Annotated in this window: 12 protein-coding genes and 3 pseudogenes; 11 read left to right on the forward strand and 4 right to left on the reverse strand. The window is 49.1% G+C overall.

Annotated elements, in window-relative coordinates; all coding sequences use genetic code 11:
• Positions 1-681 precede the first annotated feature (681 nt).
• The 5 genes from EA26_RS01615 to EA26_RS01635 are packed head-to-tail and all read left to right on the forward strand — an operon-like array spanning position 682 to position 6354.
• Complete coding sequence (locus EA26_RS01615) at positions 682-1707, forward strand: ABC transporter permease subunit (RefSeq protein WP_039422715.1); 1026 nt, start codon at positions 682-684, stop codon at positions 1705-1707.
• A gap of 3 nt (positions 1708-1710) precedes the next feature.
• Positions 1711-2754 (forward strand): ABC transporter permease, encoded by a 1044-nt coding sequence (locus EA26_RS01620; RefSeq protein ID WP_039422717.1) that lies wholly within the window; start codon positions 1711-1713, stop codon positions 2752-2754.
• A gap of 40 nt (positions 2755-2794) precedes the next feature.
• The gene (locus EA26_RS01625) at positions 2795-4624 is read left to right on the forward strand and encodes an extracellular solute-binding protein (RefSeq protein ID WP_039422718.1); all 1830 of its coding nucleotides are present in this window, start codon (positions 2795-2797) and stop codon (positions 4622-4624) included.
• A gap of 9 nt (positions 4625-4633) precedes the next feature.
• Positions 4634-5494, forward strand: a complete 861-nt coding sequence (locus EA26_RS01630) for an ABC transporter ATP-binding protein (protein WP_052079592.1) — start codon at positions 4634-4636, stop codon at positions 5492-5494.
• A gap of 11 nt (positions 5495-5505) precedes the next feature.
• Entirely contained in the window at positions 5506-6354 is an 849-nt protein-coding gene (locus EA26_RS01635; protein ID WP_081946352.1) for an ABC transporter ATP-binding protein, read from the forward strand.
• A gap of 38 nt (positions 6355-6392) precedes the next feature.
• Here EA26_RS01635 and EA26_RS01640 read toward each other — a convergent pair whose 3' ends face one another.
• The 4 genes and pseudogenes from EA26_RS01640 to EA26_RS01655 all read right to left on the reverse strand — a co-directional run.
• Positions 6393-8207: an LTA synthase family protein gene (locus EA26_RS01640; RefSeq protein WP_235425314.1), complete on the reverse strand. Its 1815-nt coding sequence runs from the start codon at positions 8205-8207 to the stop codon at positions 6393-6395.
• A 320-nt stretch (positions 8208-8527) separates the two neighbouring features.
• A complete protein-coding gene (locus EA26_RS01645; RefSeq protein WP_039422720.1) occupies positions 8528-9031 on the reverse strand; it encodes an outer membrane beta-barrel protein in 504 nt (167 codons plus the stop codon).
• A 274-nt stretch (positions 9032-9305) separates the two neighbouring features.
• Positions 9306-10508, reverse strand: coding sequence for a type III PLP-dependent enzyme (locus EA26_RS01650; protein WP_039422722.1), 1203 nt, complete (start codon positions 10506-10508; stop codon positions 9306-9308).
• A pseudogene (locus tag EA26_RS01655) lies at positions 10501-11601 on the reverse strand (IucA/IucC family protein); the annotation flags it as partial. The pseudogene EA26_RS01655 and the gene EA26_RS01650, both read right to left, overlap by 8 nt.
• On the opposite strand from EA26_RS01655, the pseudogene fecE reads away from it, so the two are divergent.
• The 6 genes and pseudogenes from fecE to EA26_RS01685 form a co-directional block, all read left to right on the forward strand.
• Positions 11583-12242 (forward strand): annotated as a pseudogene (gene fecE / locus EA26_RS01660) (Fe(3+) dicitrate ABC transporter ATP-binding protein FecE); the annotation flags it as partial. The pseudogenes EA26_RS01655 and fecE overlap by 19 nt on opposite strands.
• A 768-nt stretch (positions 12243-13010) precedes the next feature.
• Positions 13011-13301 (forward strand): helix-turn-helix domain-containing protein, encoded by a 291-nt coding sequence (locus tag EA26_RS01665; protein WP_039422723.1) that lies wholly within the window; start codon positions 13011-13013, stop codon positions 13299-13301.
• The gene (locus EA26_RS01670; RefSeq protein ID WP_039422725.1) at positions 13291-14640 is read left to right on the forward strand and encodes a type II toxin-antitoxin system HipA family toxin; all 1350 of its coding nucleotides are present in this window, start codon (positions 13291-13293) and stop codon (positions 14638-14640) included. Before EA26_RS01665 ends, EA26_RS01670 begins: the two co-directional genes overlap by 11 nt.
• A 48-nt stretch (positions 14641-14688) precedes the next feature.
• Positions 14689-15810 carry a hypothetical protein gene (locus EA26_RS01675; RefSeq protein ID WP_039422727.1) on the forward strand — a complete coding sequence of 374 codons (1122 nt, stop codon included), beginning with the start codon at positions 14689-14691 and terminating at the stop codon, positions 15808-15810.
• A 133-nt stretch (positions 15811-15943) separates the two neighbouring features.
• A pseudogene (locus EA26_RS21270) lies at positions 15944-16108 on the forward strand (transposase); the annotation flags it as partial.
• A 222-nt stretch (positions 16109-16330) separates the two neighbouring features.
• Positions 16331-18487 carry a multiheme c-type cytochrome gene (locus tag EA26_RS01685; RefSeq protein ID WP_160173447.1) on the forward strand — a complete coding sequence of 719 codons (2157 nt, stop codon included), beginning with the start codon at positions 16331-16333 and terminating at the stop codon, positions 18485-18487.
• Positions 18488-18492: the final 5 nt, after the last annotated feature.

The raw sequence follows: 18492 nt of genomic DNA on the forward strand, positions 1-18492 counted from the left end.
AAAAAATATGTAAAATTTTATAAGAGAGTGTTTTTATCGAGAGGATTGTCTATAAAAGAGGGCCTCGATAACTAATAATTTCAATAAAACAGTGTATTTTGTGTTTTTCTTAACCAGTAACGTCATATGTTGCTGATGATCGTTTAGTGGGTGATTTTACCTTGGAAAACGTTTGTCTATAGAATATTACTCTGATTGCATTGGATGGCTGTTTTGCTCAGCATAAGCTTGCAGTGAGTCGAGTGGTATCAGATTATGATACCCCTGTTGATACAAGAGCTCATGCTCATTTATAGTGTTTTATTGCCTGCGTGCTTGGTGGTTTTTTATACTCAATTTTTGCGTTTTTATGTAGTGTTAGAGCTCTAAACTAATCAGGCTGATGTTCTGTAGTAGCAAAAAAACCAGATTTTTATTTTTTTTTACCGACAGAGATACAGAAGGTTGAGAGTGTCGCTAGTTTGTCATGTTTTGGCGATAAACACTTGAAGCTTTGGGGATTTCGATATAAATATGGCGCTGATTATCGGGTGTCAGAGTCGAAAACCAGAGATTGAGGCTGTTTAGGATGAACACTTCGACAGGTTTAGCGGTCTATCGTTGATTCCACGCATCGGTGTGGATGATTTCATTGTTTTCCTTACTAGCCGATTCTGCACAGTGACATGGAGTGAGTTGTATATGCTGTCGTATTTTCTACGCCGTTTGGCGTTGGTGATCCCCACCTTCCTTGGGATCACGATCCTTATCTTTGCTATCACTCGATTTGTTCCCGGTGGGCCAGTTGAACGCATGCTGTCAAAAATGCAGTCGCAAGGCGATGGCGCCGCAGCGATGACCACAGCCGGCGGCAACTCGGCGCTGTCAGATGAACAGATGGCGGAGTTGAACGCGTTTTACGGCCTAGATAAGCCAGTACTGCAAGCCTACGTCGAGTGGCTGAGCAAACTGGCGGTGTTCGATTTTGGCGAATCCACGCGCTATTACGAGCCGGTGGGCGACATGATTGCCGAGCGCCTTCCGGTGTCGCTGTTTTATGGCGGCATGACTTTTTTTATCAGCTATTTCATTTCGATACCCTTGGGGTATTACAAGGCGCTCAAACATGGTTCCGTGTTTGATTCCGCCTCCTCGATACTGATCTTTGTTGGCTATGCCTTGCCCGGCTATGTGGTCGGCGTGCTGCTGATTACCTTGTTCTCTTATCATTTAGAGTGGTTCCCGATGGGGGGCTTTGTCGGCGATGATTTTGACGATCTGGAAACCTTTTTCGAGCGCGCGCAGGATGTGATGTGGCATGCGGTGCTGCCGCTGATCTGTTACTTGATCGGCGACTTCGCCACGCTAACGCTGACGATGAAAAACAATCTGATGGAAAACCTCTCTTCAGATTACATCCGCACAGCGATTGCCAAAGGATTACCGTTTCAGACCGCGGTACGTAAGCACGCACTGCGTAACAGCTTGATTCCGATTGCCAGCCACTTTGGTAACTCACTGCTGTTTTTTATGACCGGTGCCTTTTTGATTGAAGTGATTTTCAATATCGACGGTATTGGCCTGCTGGGTTATGAGTCGATCATTGAGCGCGATTACCCGGTGGTGATGGGCATAGTGGCGATCAACGCGGCGCTCTTGCTGCTTGGCAACATCATTTCCGATATCTGTGTCGCTCTGGTTGACCCACGTGTGAAGTTTGGAGCCTAGACGATGATGACATTTAGCCCATTAACGCAAAAGAAAATCCGCAGTTTTAAAGCCATCAAACGGGGTTACTACTCCTTCGTGCTGCTGTCGATCATGCTGGTGTTGTCGCTGTTTGCCGAGCTGTTGATCAACAGCAAAGCGCTGGTGGTGAAATACCAAGGCGAGTATTTTTTCCCAGTATTTAGCGATGTGCGCACGGGCAGTGAATTTGGCCAAGAGTCGGCCAGCGAAGCCAACTACCGTGAGCTGCAAAAGCAGTTTGCCGAGCAAGGGGGCGATAATTTCGTCCTGTTACCGCTGGTGCCCTGGAACCCGTACGAGCAGGACTTTTCTGGCGATTACCCACCCACCGCTCCGGATGCACAAAGCAAGCACTACTTGGGCACGGATGTGATTGGCCGCGACATTTTGGCGCGTCTGGTGTATGGCTTTCGCACTGCAATGGGCTTTGCCTTGCTGACGATGATCATTTCCTACGCGATAGGCACAACGGTTGGCTGCGCCATGGGGTATTGGGGCGGCAAGTTTGACCTATTTGTGCAACGCTTGATTGAAGTGTGGTCGATGGTGCCGTTTTTGTACGTCATCATGATTTTAGTCTCCATTGTGCAGCCAACCTTTGCCCTGTTTGTCGGCATTAACGTGTTGTTTGGTTGGATGGGGATGACTTGGTACATGCGCACCATGACCTATAAAGAGTCGGCGCGTGAGTACGTGATGGCAGCCCGAGCGCTGGGCGCTTCGACCGGACGTATTCTGTTTAACCACATTTTGCCCAATACTATGGTGATGATCGTGACACTCGCGCCGTTCACCATTGCTGGCAACATCACCGCGCTGACGGCCCTAGATTATCTCGGTTTGGGACTGATGCCACCGACGCCGAGCTGGGGCGAGCTGTTGCAGCAGGGGAAATCGAATTTGGATGCGCCGTGGATAGTCTCTTCGGTCGTGGCATCGATTGTCGCAGTGCTAGTGATGGTGACCTTCATCGGAGAAGCGATACGCGCTGCGTTCGATCCGAAGAAGTTTACCCGCTATGTCTGATACCATGGGGCAACGGACTGGAATTCATAGGGATATCACAATGAAAAAATCAATAGTAGCGGCCACCTTATCGTTGTTAAGTACCAGCTTGTATGCTGCCACTTTACCTGCGGATCTCAACTGGCAGACCAACTGGGATGAGCCGCTGTTTGCTTCAAGCGAAGCGAAATTTGGTGGCACCTTTCGCACCTACATGCAGAGCTTTCCACAAACGCTGCGCAGCGTCGGCCCGGATTCCAACTCTGGCCTGCGCTACTACATACTCGATGAAACGCCAGGATTGCTGGACCGTCACCCCAACACGGATGCTTGGATCCCGGCGCTGGCGAACGAATGGGCGCTGACAGGCGACAACAAAACCGTCTACTTTAAACTCAATCCCAAAGCCAAATGGTCCGACGACAAACCAGTCACCGCCGACGATTTTGTCTTTATGCTCAAGTTTTATCGCTCCAAAGATCTGGTCGCCCCTTGGTATAACGAGTACTACACCAACGTGGTGAGCGATGTACAAAAGATCGATGCGCACACCTTGATGGTGGTGAGTAAGCAGGAGAAAAACCCAGAAGACCTGCTTGAGACGTTAGGCGGCTTGCGTCCACGTCCGGCCCATTTTTATGCCAACCCGAGCAAAGATGAAAATGGTGACGGCATTGATGACAACTATGTGCGCAAGTACAACTTCAAAGCTGAGCCAACCACCGGCGCTTACTATCTGGACGACATCAAAAAAGGCAAAAGCGTGACTTTTGAGCACGTTGGGCAAGATTGGTGGGGTTACAGCAATAAATATTATCAACATCGCTACAATGTGGAAAAAATTCGCATTAACGTCATTCGTGACAACGACATCGCGATGAAGCATTTCGAAAAAGGTGATCTCGATTCGTTCGCTCTAGTCCTGCCTGAATTGTGGCACGACAAATCCAACGGCGAGCCCTACCAGAAAGGCTACATTCATAAATTCTGGGGCTACAGCCAACTGCCAGAGGGCGCAGGCGGCTTATGGATGAACGTTGCCACGCCGCTGTTGGATGATCTCAACGTGCGTCGCGGCATCAGTTACGCCACCGACTACGACGGCATGATTGAAAAAATTACGCGCGGAGACTACTCACGTAAGCCGCACGCGCTGGGTACGGGGCACGGGAAGTACGACTTGCCAAATGCCAAAGCGCCGGAGTTTAACCCAGAAAAAGCGATTCGCTATTTTGAAGCGGCGGGTTTTGATCAAATCGGTCCGGATGGGATTCGCGTCAATCAGCAAGGTCAGCGCCTCAGTTTTGCCATTACCTACGCCTATGCACACCACACGCCGCGCATCGCTTACCTGAAAGAGCAAGCGAAAAAAGCCGGTTTGGAGTATGAACTCAAGCTGGTGGATGGCTCTTCCGCGTTCAAATTCATGCTGGAGAAAAAACATCAACTGGCGTTTTTGGATATGAGTGCCTCGACGACACCGGCGTATTGGGAATATTTCCACTCAGTCAATGCCAATCGCCCACAAACCAATAACTTCACTAACTTCAGTACCCCAGAGCTGGATAAACTGATCATGGCCTACAAAAACGAGTTCGATATGGAGAAGAAGTATCGCTACTCGCAACAGATCCAGCAGATTGTCGGCGATGCCAACGTGATCGTGCCCGGCTACATGGTGCCTTATATTCGCATGGGGTATTGGCGCTGGCTCAAATTTCCGACGCCAGCGATGACCAAGAAAACCGAAACCTTGTTTAGCAGCGGTGGCGCGCTCGGTTTTGGTACCTTCTGGATCGATCCACAAGTGAAAAAAGAGACGGAAAAAGCGCTCAAATCGGGCAAAACCTTTGAACCCGTGACGATTATCGACGACACCTATAAGTTGTAAGGAGTAGTCATGCAGCAAGATGTGATTTTGAGCGTGCGAGATTTAGAGGTCTCGTTTACCACCGATGATGGCCCGGTTAAGGTGCTACACGGGGTGAATTTTGATGTGCGTGCCGGGCGAACTTTGGGGTTAGTGGGCGAGTCGGGCAGTGGCAAAAGCGTCACCTCAATGGCGATCATGGGCCTGCTGCCCAAGCCTTACGGCCAAGTGGTCAAAGGTGAAATCCTCTATCGCGGCACTAATCTGGTTAATCTGCCTGCGCAAGAGATGTATGCGATGCGCGGCGATCGTATCTCGATCATTTTTCAAGATCCGATGACGGCGCTCAATCCGGTGCACACCATTGGCCGGCAGATCAATGAAGTGTTGGAACTGCATCGCCCTGAGCTCGATAAACGGGCACGTAATGAATACGCCTTAGAGATGTTGAAAAAAGTGCGCATTCCGATGCCAGAGAAGCGCCTCAATGAGTACCCGCACAATCTCTCGGGCGGGATGCGTCAACGTGTGATGATCGCTATGGCGCTGGCGTGTAAACCGGATGTGCTGATTTGTGATGAGCCGACCACGGCACTGGATGTGACAGTGCAGGCGTCGATTCTCGACTTGATGAATGAACTGCAACAAGAGACTGGCATGGCGATGATTTTCATCACGCACGATCTCGGCGTGGTTGCCGAAGTGTGCGACGACGTGGCGGTGATGTATGGCGGCCAAATTGTCGAACAAGCGGAAATTTTCGAGCTGTTTGATAACCCGCAGCACCCGTACACGGAACGTTTGATGGGGCTGATGCCAAGTTTGGACAGCGAGCCCAAGCAGATGATTGATATCAAGCCGATCGACGCCAGCATGTTTGCCACCAACTAAGGAAAGCAGGGATGAGTAAAGAAGTTCTACGTATTGAAAACCTCAAGCAGCACTTTGTTTCCGGCAAAAAGCTGTTTAGTAAAGGCTACACGGTTAAAGCGGTCGATGGCGTCTCGCTCTCGGTGTGTGAAGGTGAGACTCTAGGTTTGGTCGGTGAGTCGGGCTGCGGCAAAAGTACCCTTGGCCGGACGATTTTAAAGCTGTATGAGCCAACCGAAGGGCAGATATTTTTTGCAGGGCGCGACATCACCAAGCTGTCGGCACGGGAGATGCGTCCGCTGCGCCGCGATATGCAGATTGTCTTTCAAGATCCGATGGAATCACTTAACCAGCGCCATACGGTCGGCATGATTTTAGAAGAGCCGTATATCATTCACCGTATCGGCACACCCGCTGAGCGTAAAGAGTGGGTCAAAGAGTTGCTGGTCAAAGTGGGTTTGCCGGTTGAGGCAGTGAACCGTTATCCACATGAGTTTTCTGGCGGTCAGCGTCAGCGTATCGGTATCGCGCGTGCGATTGCTCTGAAACCGAAACTGCTGATTTGTGATGAATCGGTCTCGGCGCTCGATGTGTCGGTGCAGGCGCAGATCCTCAACTTATTGCTGCAACTGCAAAAAGAGATGAACTTGGCGATCATCTTTATCTCCCACGATCTCTCGGTGGTGAAACACGTTTCGGACAAAGTGGCGGTGATGTATTTTGGCAAAGTGGTGGAAGAGGGCAGCGCTAAAGAGGTTTACGCCAATCCACAAAACGACTACACCAAGAAACTCCTGGCCGCGATACCCATCACCCATCCAAAATATCGCAAACGTAAGCGCCAGGCCGAACAAGCCGCCCAAGCGCAGCGCAGCGCATAAAACAAAACAGCAGCCTAGGCTGCTGTTTTGTTACCCTCTCAATTCAGGCGAGCGCGATAATCGGTACTGCGCCCTTTGAACAGTAAATATTGCGATATGCTGTTGTAATAACTCGCTTCCTCAAACAGGGCGTTGGCCCAAGGCTGATCGCAGGCAACGGTTTTTTTACTCACGGTATCGGCTCCTATTTCGAAGCACTGGGCGAGCTCCCCCGTCTCGACGTTGATGGCAATGCCATGCTCTTTGCTCATCCAGAAAAAACTGGTGCCGAAGGCAAAGCTGGCACGCCCGGCGTAGTTAGGGTCCAGCAAGCTGTGGCCGGTAAACCAAGGTGCGTAGCCGCCCAACCAATCGAGTGCGGTAGCGCCGACGTCACGTTGTGAAGCGGTGATGGGCCGAGTTTGGTTTGGAATAGATTTATCCGAGGCGTACATCAAAAAAGGAATCGCGTTTTTCACAAAGCCGCCCTTTACGGTTTTGGCTGTGTGATCCGCAAGTAAAATTACCAGTGTCGGCTTGTCTAGCTGAGCCAGTTTGGCATCAAGCTGCGGAATAAATTGGCTCAGCGCTTGATCCGCATGGTGCATCACACTGCGTCTTTCATGGATTTGCGTCTCTCGACCATAAAAATAACCATCTTGCTCAGGCAGAAATGAGCCATGTGTTGTGCCCGTATTGATGGTGAGGAAAAAGGGCTGTTGAGATTGACTCAAGCGATCGATTTGTCCAAGCGAGAAGCGATAAATATCGCCATCCATATACCCCCACTCATTATGTACGCCTTCAAACGGGTAATCGTGCTTACCGAACGAATCTGCGAAGCCGAGTGTTTGCGCGAATGAGCCGACTTTACCCTTAGCACTCCCTTGTATAAACGTGGTTTGCCAGCCTTGCTGGCGCAAAATATGCGGCAAGCAGATATAGTTCGCATTTTGTAGCTGACTGGTTGAAATGATGCCGCTGGTCGGGTTGGGATACGAACAGAACGTGGCGAACATCCCTTGTACGGTCCGATAGCCATCGGCATAGCTCGAGAAGGTAGAGAAAGAACGTTGACGAAGGTTATCAAAAAAAGGCGTTGCATCGGCGTCACCCGCGTAACTATGCATGTCATAAGCAGGCCAGCTTTCTAGCAGAATGAGGATGATGTTCGCCTGCTTGAGCCCATCCAGTTTCGCGGGTTGCGGTACCTCTATTGCTTGTTGCCAAGTGGCGAGCTGTTCCGGCGTCGGATCGCGGGTGATCTTTTTGATCGCAGCTCGGTCACCGTTAGCGAGGTAGTAAGTGATGCTATATGGCGCGCTCCAAGCAAGAAAGGCTTGTTCACTATTACCAATATTGTAAGCGCGCATCGGCGTTTGCGGTGCATCTCCCCAGCCGCCGCGGACCAAACTCACCGTGATCAATAGCCACAACACCGCAAACGCTGTGTTGCTATACCAAGGCGTATCACGTCGGTCAGAGAGAGTCAGGTATTTGCTCGCCATCATCAGACAAATGAGTAGCCAAAAGGTGCCAATCAGCATCGTCGCCCAATAGCTTTTCAGTGCTGTGACCAACAGTTCGCTTTCCATCCCTTGCGCGGTAAACAGCTCGAAGGTGACATGCTTACTGGCGTCTTTCGCGTATATCGCATCAGAAAAGCTGGTACCCACAATCCAAGCAATCGCTAAGCAAAGCAACACGCGCAATAGCAGACGTAGATCACGTTTAAGCGGCATTAACACTAGGTTGGTGAGGAAAATCGGTGCACTCAGCATGGCCGCGATGGTCGCGTCAAAACGTAGACCATAGAGCAACGCTTCAAGCCCTGAGCCGGAGAGGAGATCGACAGGAAGTTGAGAAAACGTCATTAATGCTAAGCATTTACTCGTGAGTGCGACAGCAAAGAGAAGCAAAAAAGAACAAAGTGTATTGCGAATTAACATGGAAAATAGTGCGGGGTGATGAGTTAAATGGAAAACGATAACTATACCGTAACCAAGGCTCAAGCCGCAGTACTATCTTGGCTTTCATTTTGGGAATCAGAGCTGGCTCAGAGATTGGCCACTATCTCAAATCCGTATTTTCCAGCCAAGGGCATGAAATTGCCGGAAAACTCCTGCCCTTGGGATTGACCATAGCAGAAGTTTTCTGAGTCAAATGCTTTTAATGGGTTATCAGCGCTAAGCCATCAAAGCAGGTCTAGGTGAAAGGTGGCATTTAACTCATAGCCATCTATTTCACCATCGTCGATATTGTAGCGCGTGTAACTGGCACCGATAGAGAAGTAGTCGCTGATGAAGTAGTCAAAACCGACACCAAACATCGCATCGGTACCGTCATCGCTAGAGGTTAGGCTAAGGTACTTCGCGTCAGTATCCCATTGATGCAGGCCCGCACGCGCATAGATATCGACCATAGGTAGGGTAAAGGTTGGTTTGATGGCGACAAACTTGGTGCTGGTGTCCACGGTCGTGCCACTGTTTTCGCCCTGCCCCAAGTTCATGTAACCGGCTTCGACATCAAGAAAAGGCAAAATGCCGCTGCCGATACGCACCCCATAAAGGAAGTCATTACCAAAGTTTTCACCGTAATGAGCACTGCCGCCAGTCACGCCGCCATAAAGGATCGAGTCTGCGTTTGCAGCCATCGAAGTACTAGCCAAAAGCGTTAAAATAAGGATTTTTTGTTTCACGATTCACACCTCTTAAGTCGTGATTGTTAGAAAGTCAAAACCAATATCTCCATCGATAGATGGTATATCAATATTGGATTTTTATATGAATGCAGTTTATATGCCACTTCAGTGTTTGAGCTTTGAGTTAATGGTCTGCCATGAAGAGGATATCGTTCACGACGAGAGCATCGCTATCGGCAGATGCGGCGAGGTTGGATATGGGTTGATAGTAGTGTGTCAGCCAGTGAGAGAAACCCACTAACTGACACGGGAGTACTTTAGTTGTTTATGCTTAAAAATAATGGAATATCGGTGGTTGGTGCATCAAGAAGTTTTGATGAGAAATGTTCCACGCATAGGCGCCCGCTAAGGTAAACACAACATAGTCACCAATATCGACGTGGGCGACGTGTTGCTTGCGTGCCAGCACATCTTTGGGCGTACAAAGCTGGCCGACAAAGGTCGCTTGCGTATGCTGAATTGGGTGAGAAACCTCGTTGTGTTGTTCATTTTTTAGGATGACCAATGGATGATCATGGTTCTGCGCCGCTGGCGTGCGGAAATGGTGGGTTCCCCCGCGCGCGATAACAAAGTTTTCGCCAAGATTTTGCTTAATATCCAGCACTTCCATCACGTAATAACCGCATGCCGCTGTGATGAACCGTCCGCACTCAAAACGCAGTCTCCAGTCTTGCACTTGCTCTTTGGCAATCAGGAACTCCAGCTTGTCGCAAAACGTCATCCACGGAAAGTGTTGCTTAGGGTTTTGGTAGTTGATGCCCATGCCGCCGCCTAAGTTGATCATCAGCTTACTGAGATCGAACTCCTTTCGCCACGCTTTGACGACTTGAAAATAGCGCTGCATTAACGCTAAGTGACGTTCAACATCGAGCTGATGCGACATCAAGTGAAAATGGAAGCCTTTCAGCGACACTTGCGGGAAATCGCGCAGCAACATCAAAGCATTGCCCAGTTCGGACTCATCCAAACCAAACGGGGTCGGCTTGCCACCCATCGCTAACTTGCTGAGCGTGATGTCGCCAATATCAATGTTCATACGCAAAAAGATCGAAGCTGGGCGGTTGAGACGCTCGGTGAGCGTGCCAATGCGTTGTAGCTCGGTGAGGCTTTCGACGTGAATGGCATCGACATCAAGCTCAATCGCTTGTTGCAATTCACTTGGCATTTTCCCTGGGCCGCCGAAGATCAATGGCTTATCGAGTTGTTGCTGGTGGAGATGCGCCAACTCCCCGCCAGATGCCGCTTCAAAACCATCGACATACGGCGCGAGCGTTTTGAGAATTGGGCCCGATGGATTGGCTTTGGCCGCGTAAAATAGCTCGACGTTTTTCGGCAAAACGTGACGCAGTTGTTTGATGTGTTCTTCTAGGGCGTTTAGGTCATACAAGTAGGCGCACAAGGGTTGATCTTGCTGCTGTGCGAGCGTGTGAATTTGCTGGCTAACACGGGTCGGTAGAGAAAGTGAATTAGACATGTTGCGCTCCTTTTTCGCGTTGTTGCCAAGGTGCGGCGACTTGGCTATAGCCCGACTCTTTATCGGCTTTTTGCATCAAACGCGTGGTGAAATTGTTTTTGCTCGGAAAGTGACCGCCATTTAGCAACGCTTCTAGTTCCGGCTCTTTTCCATTCACTGACTGCCAGCGCACAATGGCACGTTGCACCGCATTCCACAGCGTTTGCTCTAGTGGCTCGTCACCTTCTGCGATGAAGAAAATCGCTTCGCTGATGTTGTTGATAAAGGTGCAGTATCCGATGCGATTCCAGCCTTGTTCACGACTGTAATAAACCGATTGTCGCGCGCGTTCTGACAGTTTGTTTAAGCTATCTTCTGGCCAAAACTCCGGCAGTAACTTGGTGCCTTCCAAATCACGAATCCAAACACAACACGGCATCTCTTGCTCAAAGCCAATCAAGGTATTTTGCAGATGTGGCTCAAACGCCACTCCGTGTTTGAAGTAGTAGTTAAACACACCCGGAATTAGGCAATGCAAATAGCGTTCAAACCACAGTGTTGCCATGTCGCAATAGCGATTTTGCGTTGTACGTGCTTTGCTTTTCAGGCGTTGAGCAATGCAACTGTTGCCGTTTCTGTCGTAGGCAAACAGAGCGCCAGCGAGGGTTGGCTTTAGGATGTCGACTTCGCTCAGCGAGAAGTTTTCGCGATACAAAATCCCAAACGACTCGCGCGCCTTGGTGTTGTCGTTCCCATGGCGCTCGGCGACCCTTTCAAGATTCAACGTGGTGGCGTAAGGCTCGGTCATCACTTTAAATACGGGGTTGTGCAGCTGTTCGTTTTCTCGAATCGGTTTGAGAATCGACGTAAGTTGCACGGCGCTGTCGAGTTCGTACCAAGCGTTTTTGCGCACGCAATTGGTTAATCGTACGTTGATGGAGAATTTCGCAAACCAGTCCATCTCTGGGTGATAGAGGGTACGAACTGAAGAGGTCGGCTGCATCTTTTCACCACCTAAACCCAGTGGCGTGATCTTGCCTTGTTCAATGGCACGCTTCACGCTTGGGTTGCTCAAAATGGTGTAGCTTTCCCAAGGGTGGTTGCGGTAAATCGACACTCTTAAAAACCTTGGTACGTATTAACAAACCGGCGTCCGGGCAAGTGTTGTATGACGGCAAGCCGCTAAGCAGCTACGGCGATAAACGCTTGGCACGTTCTCTGTCCTTACTGCCACAAATTCTGGTCAGCCCTGAAGGTATTACAGTGAGAAAGCTGGTCGAATATGGTCGCTCGCCTTATCTTTCTCATTGGGGCCGATTAAGCGAGCAAGACAAAGCCTTGGTCGAGCAAGCAATGCAAGATACCGGCGTGATTGAGTTTGCGGATAAGCCAGTTGAATCGCTGTCGGGCGGTCAAAGGCAAAGAGCGTGGATCGCGATGGTGATGGCGCAAGATACCGATGTGGTGATGCTGGACGAGCCAACCACTTATCTGGATCTCTCTCACCAAGTTGAACTGATGAAGCTGATGCGGAAGATGAATGACAAAGGCAAAACCGTGGTGGTGGTGCTGCACGATCTAAACCAAGCGTGCCGTTACTGCGATCATTTGGTGGTGTTAGAAAAAGGCCGGTTGGTCACGCAGGGAACGCCGCAAGAGGTACTCACAGAAGGGATGTTGGCCTCGGTTTTCGAAGTACAAGCGAGGATATTCAACGACCCAGTAGCGGGCTCTCCAATGTGCGTGATTGGGTAGTTTTATCTAACGCTCAATTTAGCCTTTTGGTTGGCTCAGCGCAGCCTATCAGTTTAAAGCGGATGGAGCGGCGTTTGAGCAACGCTTTAAGCGCTTTGTTGTGGCGAAAAGTAGCCGTAAAGCACTGTTAAATCGTTTGAGTGATTTACTCTAAACCATGAGGTTATAGACAGGTCAAACAGTTTTAGCAAAACGTTGGTAAACAAGAACTGGCTAAAGCAGCGACTTTGCGTGCATTGAGCTTGCCCATAGTGTTCTCCTGATCATGGAAAGTTACTCACCATTTAAGGGCATGCTAGATCAATCCTACTCACCACTAAACTCACCAGTTGGTTGAAAACAGAGGCAAAGACCTGAAATCTCCTGAAAACAAAAAAGCCTCTATTTACAGGGGCTTGGTAAGATTAAGTAAGCTCAAAGAGACTCAAAAAACCTTATTCGATGTTTTGGATCTGCTCATTGAGCAGCGGCCTAGACCCTAACAAACTCAATGATTTACCGAAAAGAAACCGTTCAAAAATGCCTGCTTGCCCACCAAACTGCCCACCACTTGCCTATGGCTTTTACTAAATCTTAGTGGTGCTCGAAGCTAAAACTACGGAAAAACAGTGCCGTTTTTATGCTGCTGTTAGAGCTAAAACATAGCAGTTTTGAAGGGCTTTATCGAGTAATTTTTTCAACACCTCATTTGATAATGGACACAATAATATCCACTTTGGGTTTTATTTCGCTATAATGGATATGATTGTATCCATTTGGCCTTTTCGGATGAAATTTACCTTACTTGATGATACCGATGTAAGCCAAGCCTATGCGGCTTATTTACGTGAGTTACGAAAGCAGGCAAAGCTGTCACGAGCGGCGCTTGCTGAGCGCAGCTGTGTACCTGCGGCCACCATTAAAAAGTTTGAGCTGACCGGGCAAATTTCATTTCGCCAATTGCTGTTGCTATGGCAGACCCTCGATTCATTGGATAGGCTTTATCAGCTCACGCAACCTAGCAAAGAACGCGCTGCTATGCCCACGAGTATTGATGAGGTGCTAAAAGATGAGTTTTAAACCCATTCAAAAACTCGCCGTGACTCGCACGTTAAGCTCAGGTGAGCAGGTTGCAGTAGGTGTCTTGGCGCAGAATCGCCACGGTGTTTTTTTTCAGTATGCAGACAGCTATTTGCAACAGTTTGGCAATTTATCACCGTTTACTTTGCAAGCGAACACGCAAGTTCAAGCCGCACCTAAAGCGCCGCACCAAGGTGTACATGGCGTATTTGGAGATTGTTTACCCGATGGCTGGGGCATGCTGTTACAAGATCGTATTTTCCGGCAAAAGGGCATCCTGCCTAATCAATTAACGGCGATGGATAGGCTGGCCTTTGTCGGTGATAAAGGTATGGGAGCATTGTCTTTTTCTCCCGTGTCTGAGTTTTCAGCCGCCACGCACGCGGATATTGATTTAGCAACGTTAGGCTTAGAAGCACAAACGCTGTTCGATTCTTCGATGTCAGATTATATAGATGATAATCACGATGAGTTAGATGGGCATACGCAACAGGTGTTGGCCGCATTAGTCGCCGGAGGCAGTTCTGGTGGGGCAAGGCCTAAGGCACAAATTTATATGCCTGCTGGGGAAACTCAGCATTGTCGAACCTTCGCTCAGCTTGGAGATGAGGCTTGGCTGGTGAAGTTTACCTCTAAAAATCTCGCGCTCGGCCATGAAGAAGGTTTGTGCGAGGCAGTTTATTTACAAATGGCAGAACTTGCGAAGTGTCAACCGCCGCAATGGCAACTCATTGAAGCACCACCTACCAGCGGTGCGTCTGCTTGGTTGGCGCTTAAGCGTTTTGATTATGTCACTGAACAGGCCGACTTAGGCAGAAAGCGCAGTGCAGGTCGATTGCATATGCACAGCGCTTGCGGGCTACTGGATGCAGACTTTCGAACGCCTAGTTTAGATTACATTGATTTGATTAAAGCCAGCCGTCAGTTGTGTAAATCGCCAGCGGCTGGACAGCTGCAATTTCGCCGTGCCGTTTTTAACCTGCTGTCGTCTAATCAAGACGACCACAGTAAAAACTGGGCGTTTTTGCAAGCAGATGACGGTCAATGGGATCCTGCCCCTTTTTACGATGTTACCTACAGCCCACATCCATTCAACGAACACGCCACTGCGTTCGGAGGTTATGGCAAAGCGCCACCGCTTAAGGTGATGCAAAAACTTGCTACCAGTGCTGGCTTTGCGAATTGGCATGATGCAAGGCAAGTCATTGAAGAAGTCGCAGAAGCCATCAGCCAATTTACGTATCTGGCACAGCAGCAAGGGATCAGTAAAACAACAGTGTCTGCGATTGCTAAGACATTGGATCAGCGCAAACAGGAAAATGCAGCGCTTTTTCAATGAAAGTAAAACAAACTTTTCAATTCAAAATAAATACATAACAAGGTCATCGTGAGCGAATATCAATACTATAAATTTGAGCGTCTGGATGGGTATTTAGATGCTAAAGCACGTCAAGCACTCAGGGCCATTTCAAGCCGTGCCGAGATCAGCGCTACGTCCTTTCAGGTGTATTACACCTACAGTGACTTAAAGGCAGAGCCTTTTGAGCTGATGTTAAAATACTTTGATATCGGTTTTTATTATGCCGATTGGGGCTCAATCGATGCCTACATCAAGCTACCAGCAGGAACGCTCCCTGAAGCTTTACTTTGCTTTTCAAGTGATGGGCTTCATATTCACGAAAACGATGAGTGGCAGTTGCTGATTTTTTCCCTTGAGGAGTATGACGAATATTTTGACGATGAGCATGCCGACCAATTTTTCCAGCATTTAGCCGCTTTACGCAGCGGGTTAATGCAAGGGGATTGGCGCCTTGTGTACTTCATGTGGCTCAAAGCGTTTGATTTTAATGATGACGTTGAGCGAGTGCCGTTAATTCAATTCGATTTTGAGTACCTCAGTGAAGTGGAGCAGGCGTTTGCGGCACTCTATGATATTCCCTTAGCCTTAGTTAAGGCACTCGCCATGGTGCTGAACGCACAACCCAGTCACCAAGCCAAACAAACCCAGTTTCAGTTTGATACATGGCTCCATAGTCTCTCAGAGGCAGAGAAAGACACGCTATTGCGCGCACTGTTTGAGCAAGGCCAGCTAACCCGACACCAAGCCTTAGCGCTGACGCGAAAAGAACCCGCTAACACAGACGAAATCTACCAGTATTGGTTAACCCCCGAGGTAATTTCTCCTTTTATTGAGCAAGCGCAAAGCCAATTACAGCAAGAGCAAGCCGCAGCACTCGCAAAGAAAATGGCTATTGAAAAAGCAGAAAAAGAAAAAGCGTTGACGGATGTTTACAATCGGCGTGAGCACTACTGGCAGCAAGCACAAGAGCAAGCGGATCGCACTTGCGCCAGTGGTTACGATGCGGCATCACGCTATTTGCATCAGCTGTTTGAGGCCTATCAGTTCAAAGCGGATGAAGCAGTGTTTGAACAACGCTTTGAGCGCTTTGTTGTGGCGAATAATAGCCGTAAAGCGCTGTTAAATCGTCTCAAAAGTCGACTTTTATAGGGCGTTCCGTTACGCCCCTTTGCGTAGCACAAACATGTGGTACCCCAACTCGCCTAGGTAACGTTCATAAATCGCAATTTCTCGCTCGATATCTGCGATGGCGTTTGAATTTGGCATGCTTGCTTTTACTTCTGCCACTCGCGCGGCAGCGGAGCAAGCGTTGGAAGACTTCGCTGAAAAGTGGGACGCCGAGCATCCCACCATCAGCCGCTCATGGCGGGCAAACTGGGAGCGTTTAAGTGTGTTCTTCGACTACCCAGTCGAGATACGCAAAGCTATCTACACCACCAATGCCATTGTGATCCGTATTGCATGCTATAATCTGTATTGACGCCAAATCATTTGGCAGCGAACAGGCATGGATATATAAGCAATTATGTCGCTCTATCGTTGGGCTCTAGCGGTATTTTTTGTTCTAAGCATAGCGCTTTGCGCAGCTGTGTTTTCTTTTTCTGCTCGCTCGCCGGCGAGCCACTCACCACCTAATATTGGGCTTACTACAGACACAAGCGCAGAATGGGTGCAAGAAACAACCTGTCAGCAGTGCCATGCCGAAGAGTATCAGCAATGGCATGGCTCACATCATCAACGCGCAATGTTAGTACCAGATCAGGAGTCCGTTCGCGGTGCGTTCACCGAGAGTGAGTTTCGCTATGAAAACGAACGGTATGAGTTCTTCCAAAATGAAGAGCAATATTTCGTTCGTATTGAGTCGCTTTCGACAGCGCAAAGTGAAGTTTACCCGATTGCTTATACCTTTGGTTGGGAGCCGTTGCAGCAATATCTTATTGAAACTGACAAGGGTCGTTTGCAGGTTTTAGGTGTTGCATGGAACACGGAAAAAGACCAGTGGTTTCACTTATACGAAGGATTTAATGTAGAGGACAAGCATCCGCTGCATTGGAAACAACAGTCGCAAAATGCCAACACGCAATGTATCGAGTGTCACACCACGGGTTACCAAACCGATTACTCGGTTAAGACGGAACGCTTTGAGTCGAAATGGGTTGCACTGGGCGTTGGCTGCCAAGCGTGCCACGGGCCGGCAAGTTTGCATGTCGATTGGGCGCAAGCAGATGTAGCAGACGCACCGAATAAAGGTTTTCAGCGCAATGTTACGGTACCCGGTAACGCAGTGGCGCAACTCGAAAGCTGCGCTCAGTGTCATAGTCGTCGAACGCCTTTAGGGCAGGTACAGACCAACCAAGGATTTCATCAAAACTATTTATTCAGCTTACTAACATCAGATTTGTATGAGGTCGATGGAAAGATTAAAGACGAGGTTTTTGAGTATGGCTCTTTTCTGCAGAGCCGAATGTACCAGCAAGGTGTAGTGTGTAGTGACTGTCACAATCCGCATACAGCACAGCTAAAATTACCCGGCAATGCAACCTGCACACAGTGCCATAATCCAGTGAATGCTTTGCCGCGCGAAGGCATTCAAAGAATCGCGCGTTCTACTACGAATTACAATGCAACAACCCACCACTTCCACCAGCAAAACTCTGCGGGCGCTGAATGTGTGAATTGCCATATGCCGAGTAAAACGTATATGGGCAATGACGATCGCCATGACCATAGTTTTAGCGTTCCCAACCCCGCGCAGGCATTACAGCTAGGGCACAGCGATGCGTGTTTAACCTGCCATAGTGGTGATCCACCAGCCAGTATTGTATTCGCTTTTAACCAGCGTTATCCGGATTATCAGCCTACGGATGGCGGCTATGCACAAACTATCCATGCTACTCGTAAAGGTCAACCCGGGGCGGTTGATGCACTGTTGCAGCAACTCGGGCGAAATGATTTACCGCCAATTCGCTACGCAGCACTACTTGCTGAAGCCGAGCATTATCCGGCTCCGCAGCTTTACCAAGTGGGTGTGCAAAGCTTGCAGCATCAAGACCCACTGGTGCGCCGACAGGCATTGAATTTTAGTGCGTCATTTCTTCCTTCCGACCAGCTGCAACAAGTATTAGCGTATTTGCAGGGTGACGGTGTTCGCGCGGTACGAGTGAGCGCGGCTGAACATGCAATTGAGCAAGCGCAGCAAATGGGGCAAACGGCTCCAAGCAATTTAACGGATGAATTGCTGACTATACAGCAAGAACTTGTGGGCAGGCCGGAAGCACACTATAGCTTAGCGCGGCTCTATCAACTGCAGCCGAATATGTTGTCGGCAACTGAGCAACAGCAGTTAGTGGCTTTTAATCTTGAACACGCGTTGCGCTTAGCGCCAAACTTTACAGCTGCATTAGTAGCGAGTGCGGAAATAACAGAAGCAAGTTCCGGAGCGTTAGGTATTGCGGAGTTGCAAGCACACGTGCAGCAATGGCCAGACAACCCCGACTTACACTTTGCACTCAGCTTGGCGCAAATTCGACAAGGCGATTTAGCTGCGGGTATTAACGCTTTAACGCGTGCGTGGCAATTGGCGCCCGAGAATGACTACTATGCCTATGTGTTAGCGATTGGCTGGCACGAATTAGGTGATGTATCTAAGGCGCTTGATATATTGCGAACGCAATTGAACAGAAGCCCGCGAAACCGACAAATTCGACTATCGTTAATAGAATATTTAAATGTACACGACCAAGCTCAAGCGCAGGAAAGGCAGTTACTGCTTGAACAATGGCAGCTCGTTAACCCTTATGATCCCCTCTTGCAGGGATATCGATAAAAGGA

Source organism: Vibrio navarrensis, assembly GCF_000764325.1.
GTDB classification, from domain to species: Bacteria; Pseudomonadota; Gammaproteobacteria; order Enterobacterales; family Vibrionaceae; genus Vibrio; species Vibrio navarrensis.

Excerpts from the sequence above, each read along its gene's own strand:
- EA26_RS01615 (WP_039422715.1), top strand. The coding sequence starts at position 682 with ATGCTGTCGTATTTTCTACGCCGTTTGGCGTTGGTGATCCCCACCTTC.
- EA26_RS01620 (WP_039422717.1), top strand. The coding sequence starts at position 1,711 with ATGATGACATTTAGCCCATTAACGCAAAAGAAAATCCGCAGTTTTAAA.
- EA26_RS01625 (WP_039422718.1), top strand. The coding sequence starts at position 2,795 with ATGAAAAAATCAATAGTAGCGGCCACCTTATCGTTGTTAAGTACCAGC.
- EA26_RS01630 (WP_052079592.1), top strand. The coding sequence starts at position 4,634 with ATGCAGCAAGATGTGATTTTGAGCGTGCGAGATTTAGAGGTCTCGTTT.
- EA26_RS01635 (WP_081946352.1), top strand. The coding sequence starts at position 5,506 with ATGAGTAAAGAAGTTCTACGTATTGAAAACCTCAAGCAGCACTTTGTT.
- EA26_RS01640 (WP_235425314.1), bottom strand. The coding sequence starts at position 8,207 with ATGACGTTTTCTCAACTTCCTGTCGATCTCCTCTCCGGCTCAGGGCTT.
- EA26_RS01650 (WP_039422722.1), bottom strand. The coding sequence starts at position 10,508 with ATGTCTAATTCACTTTCTCTACCGACCCGTGTTAGCCAGCAAATTCAC.
- EA26_RS01665 (WP_039422723.1), top strand. The coding sequence starts at position 13,011 with ATGAAATTTACCTTACTTGATGATACCGATGTAAGCCAAGCCTATGCG.
- EA26_RS01670 (WP_039422725.1), top strand. The coding sequence starts at position 13,291 with ATGAGTTTTAAACCCATTCAAAAACTCGCCGTGACTCGCACGTTAAGC.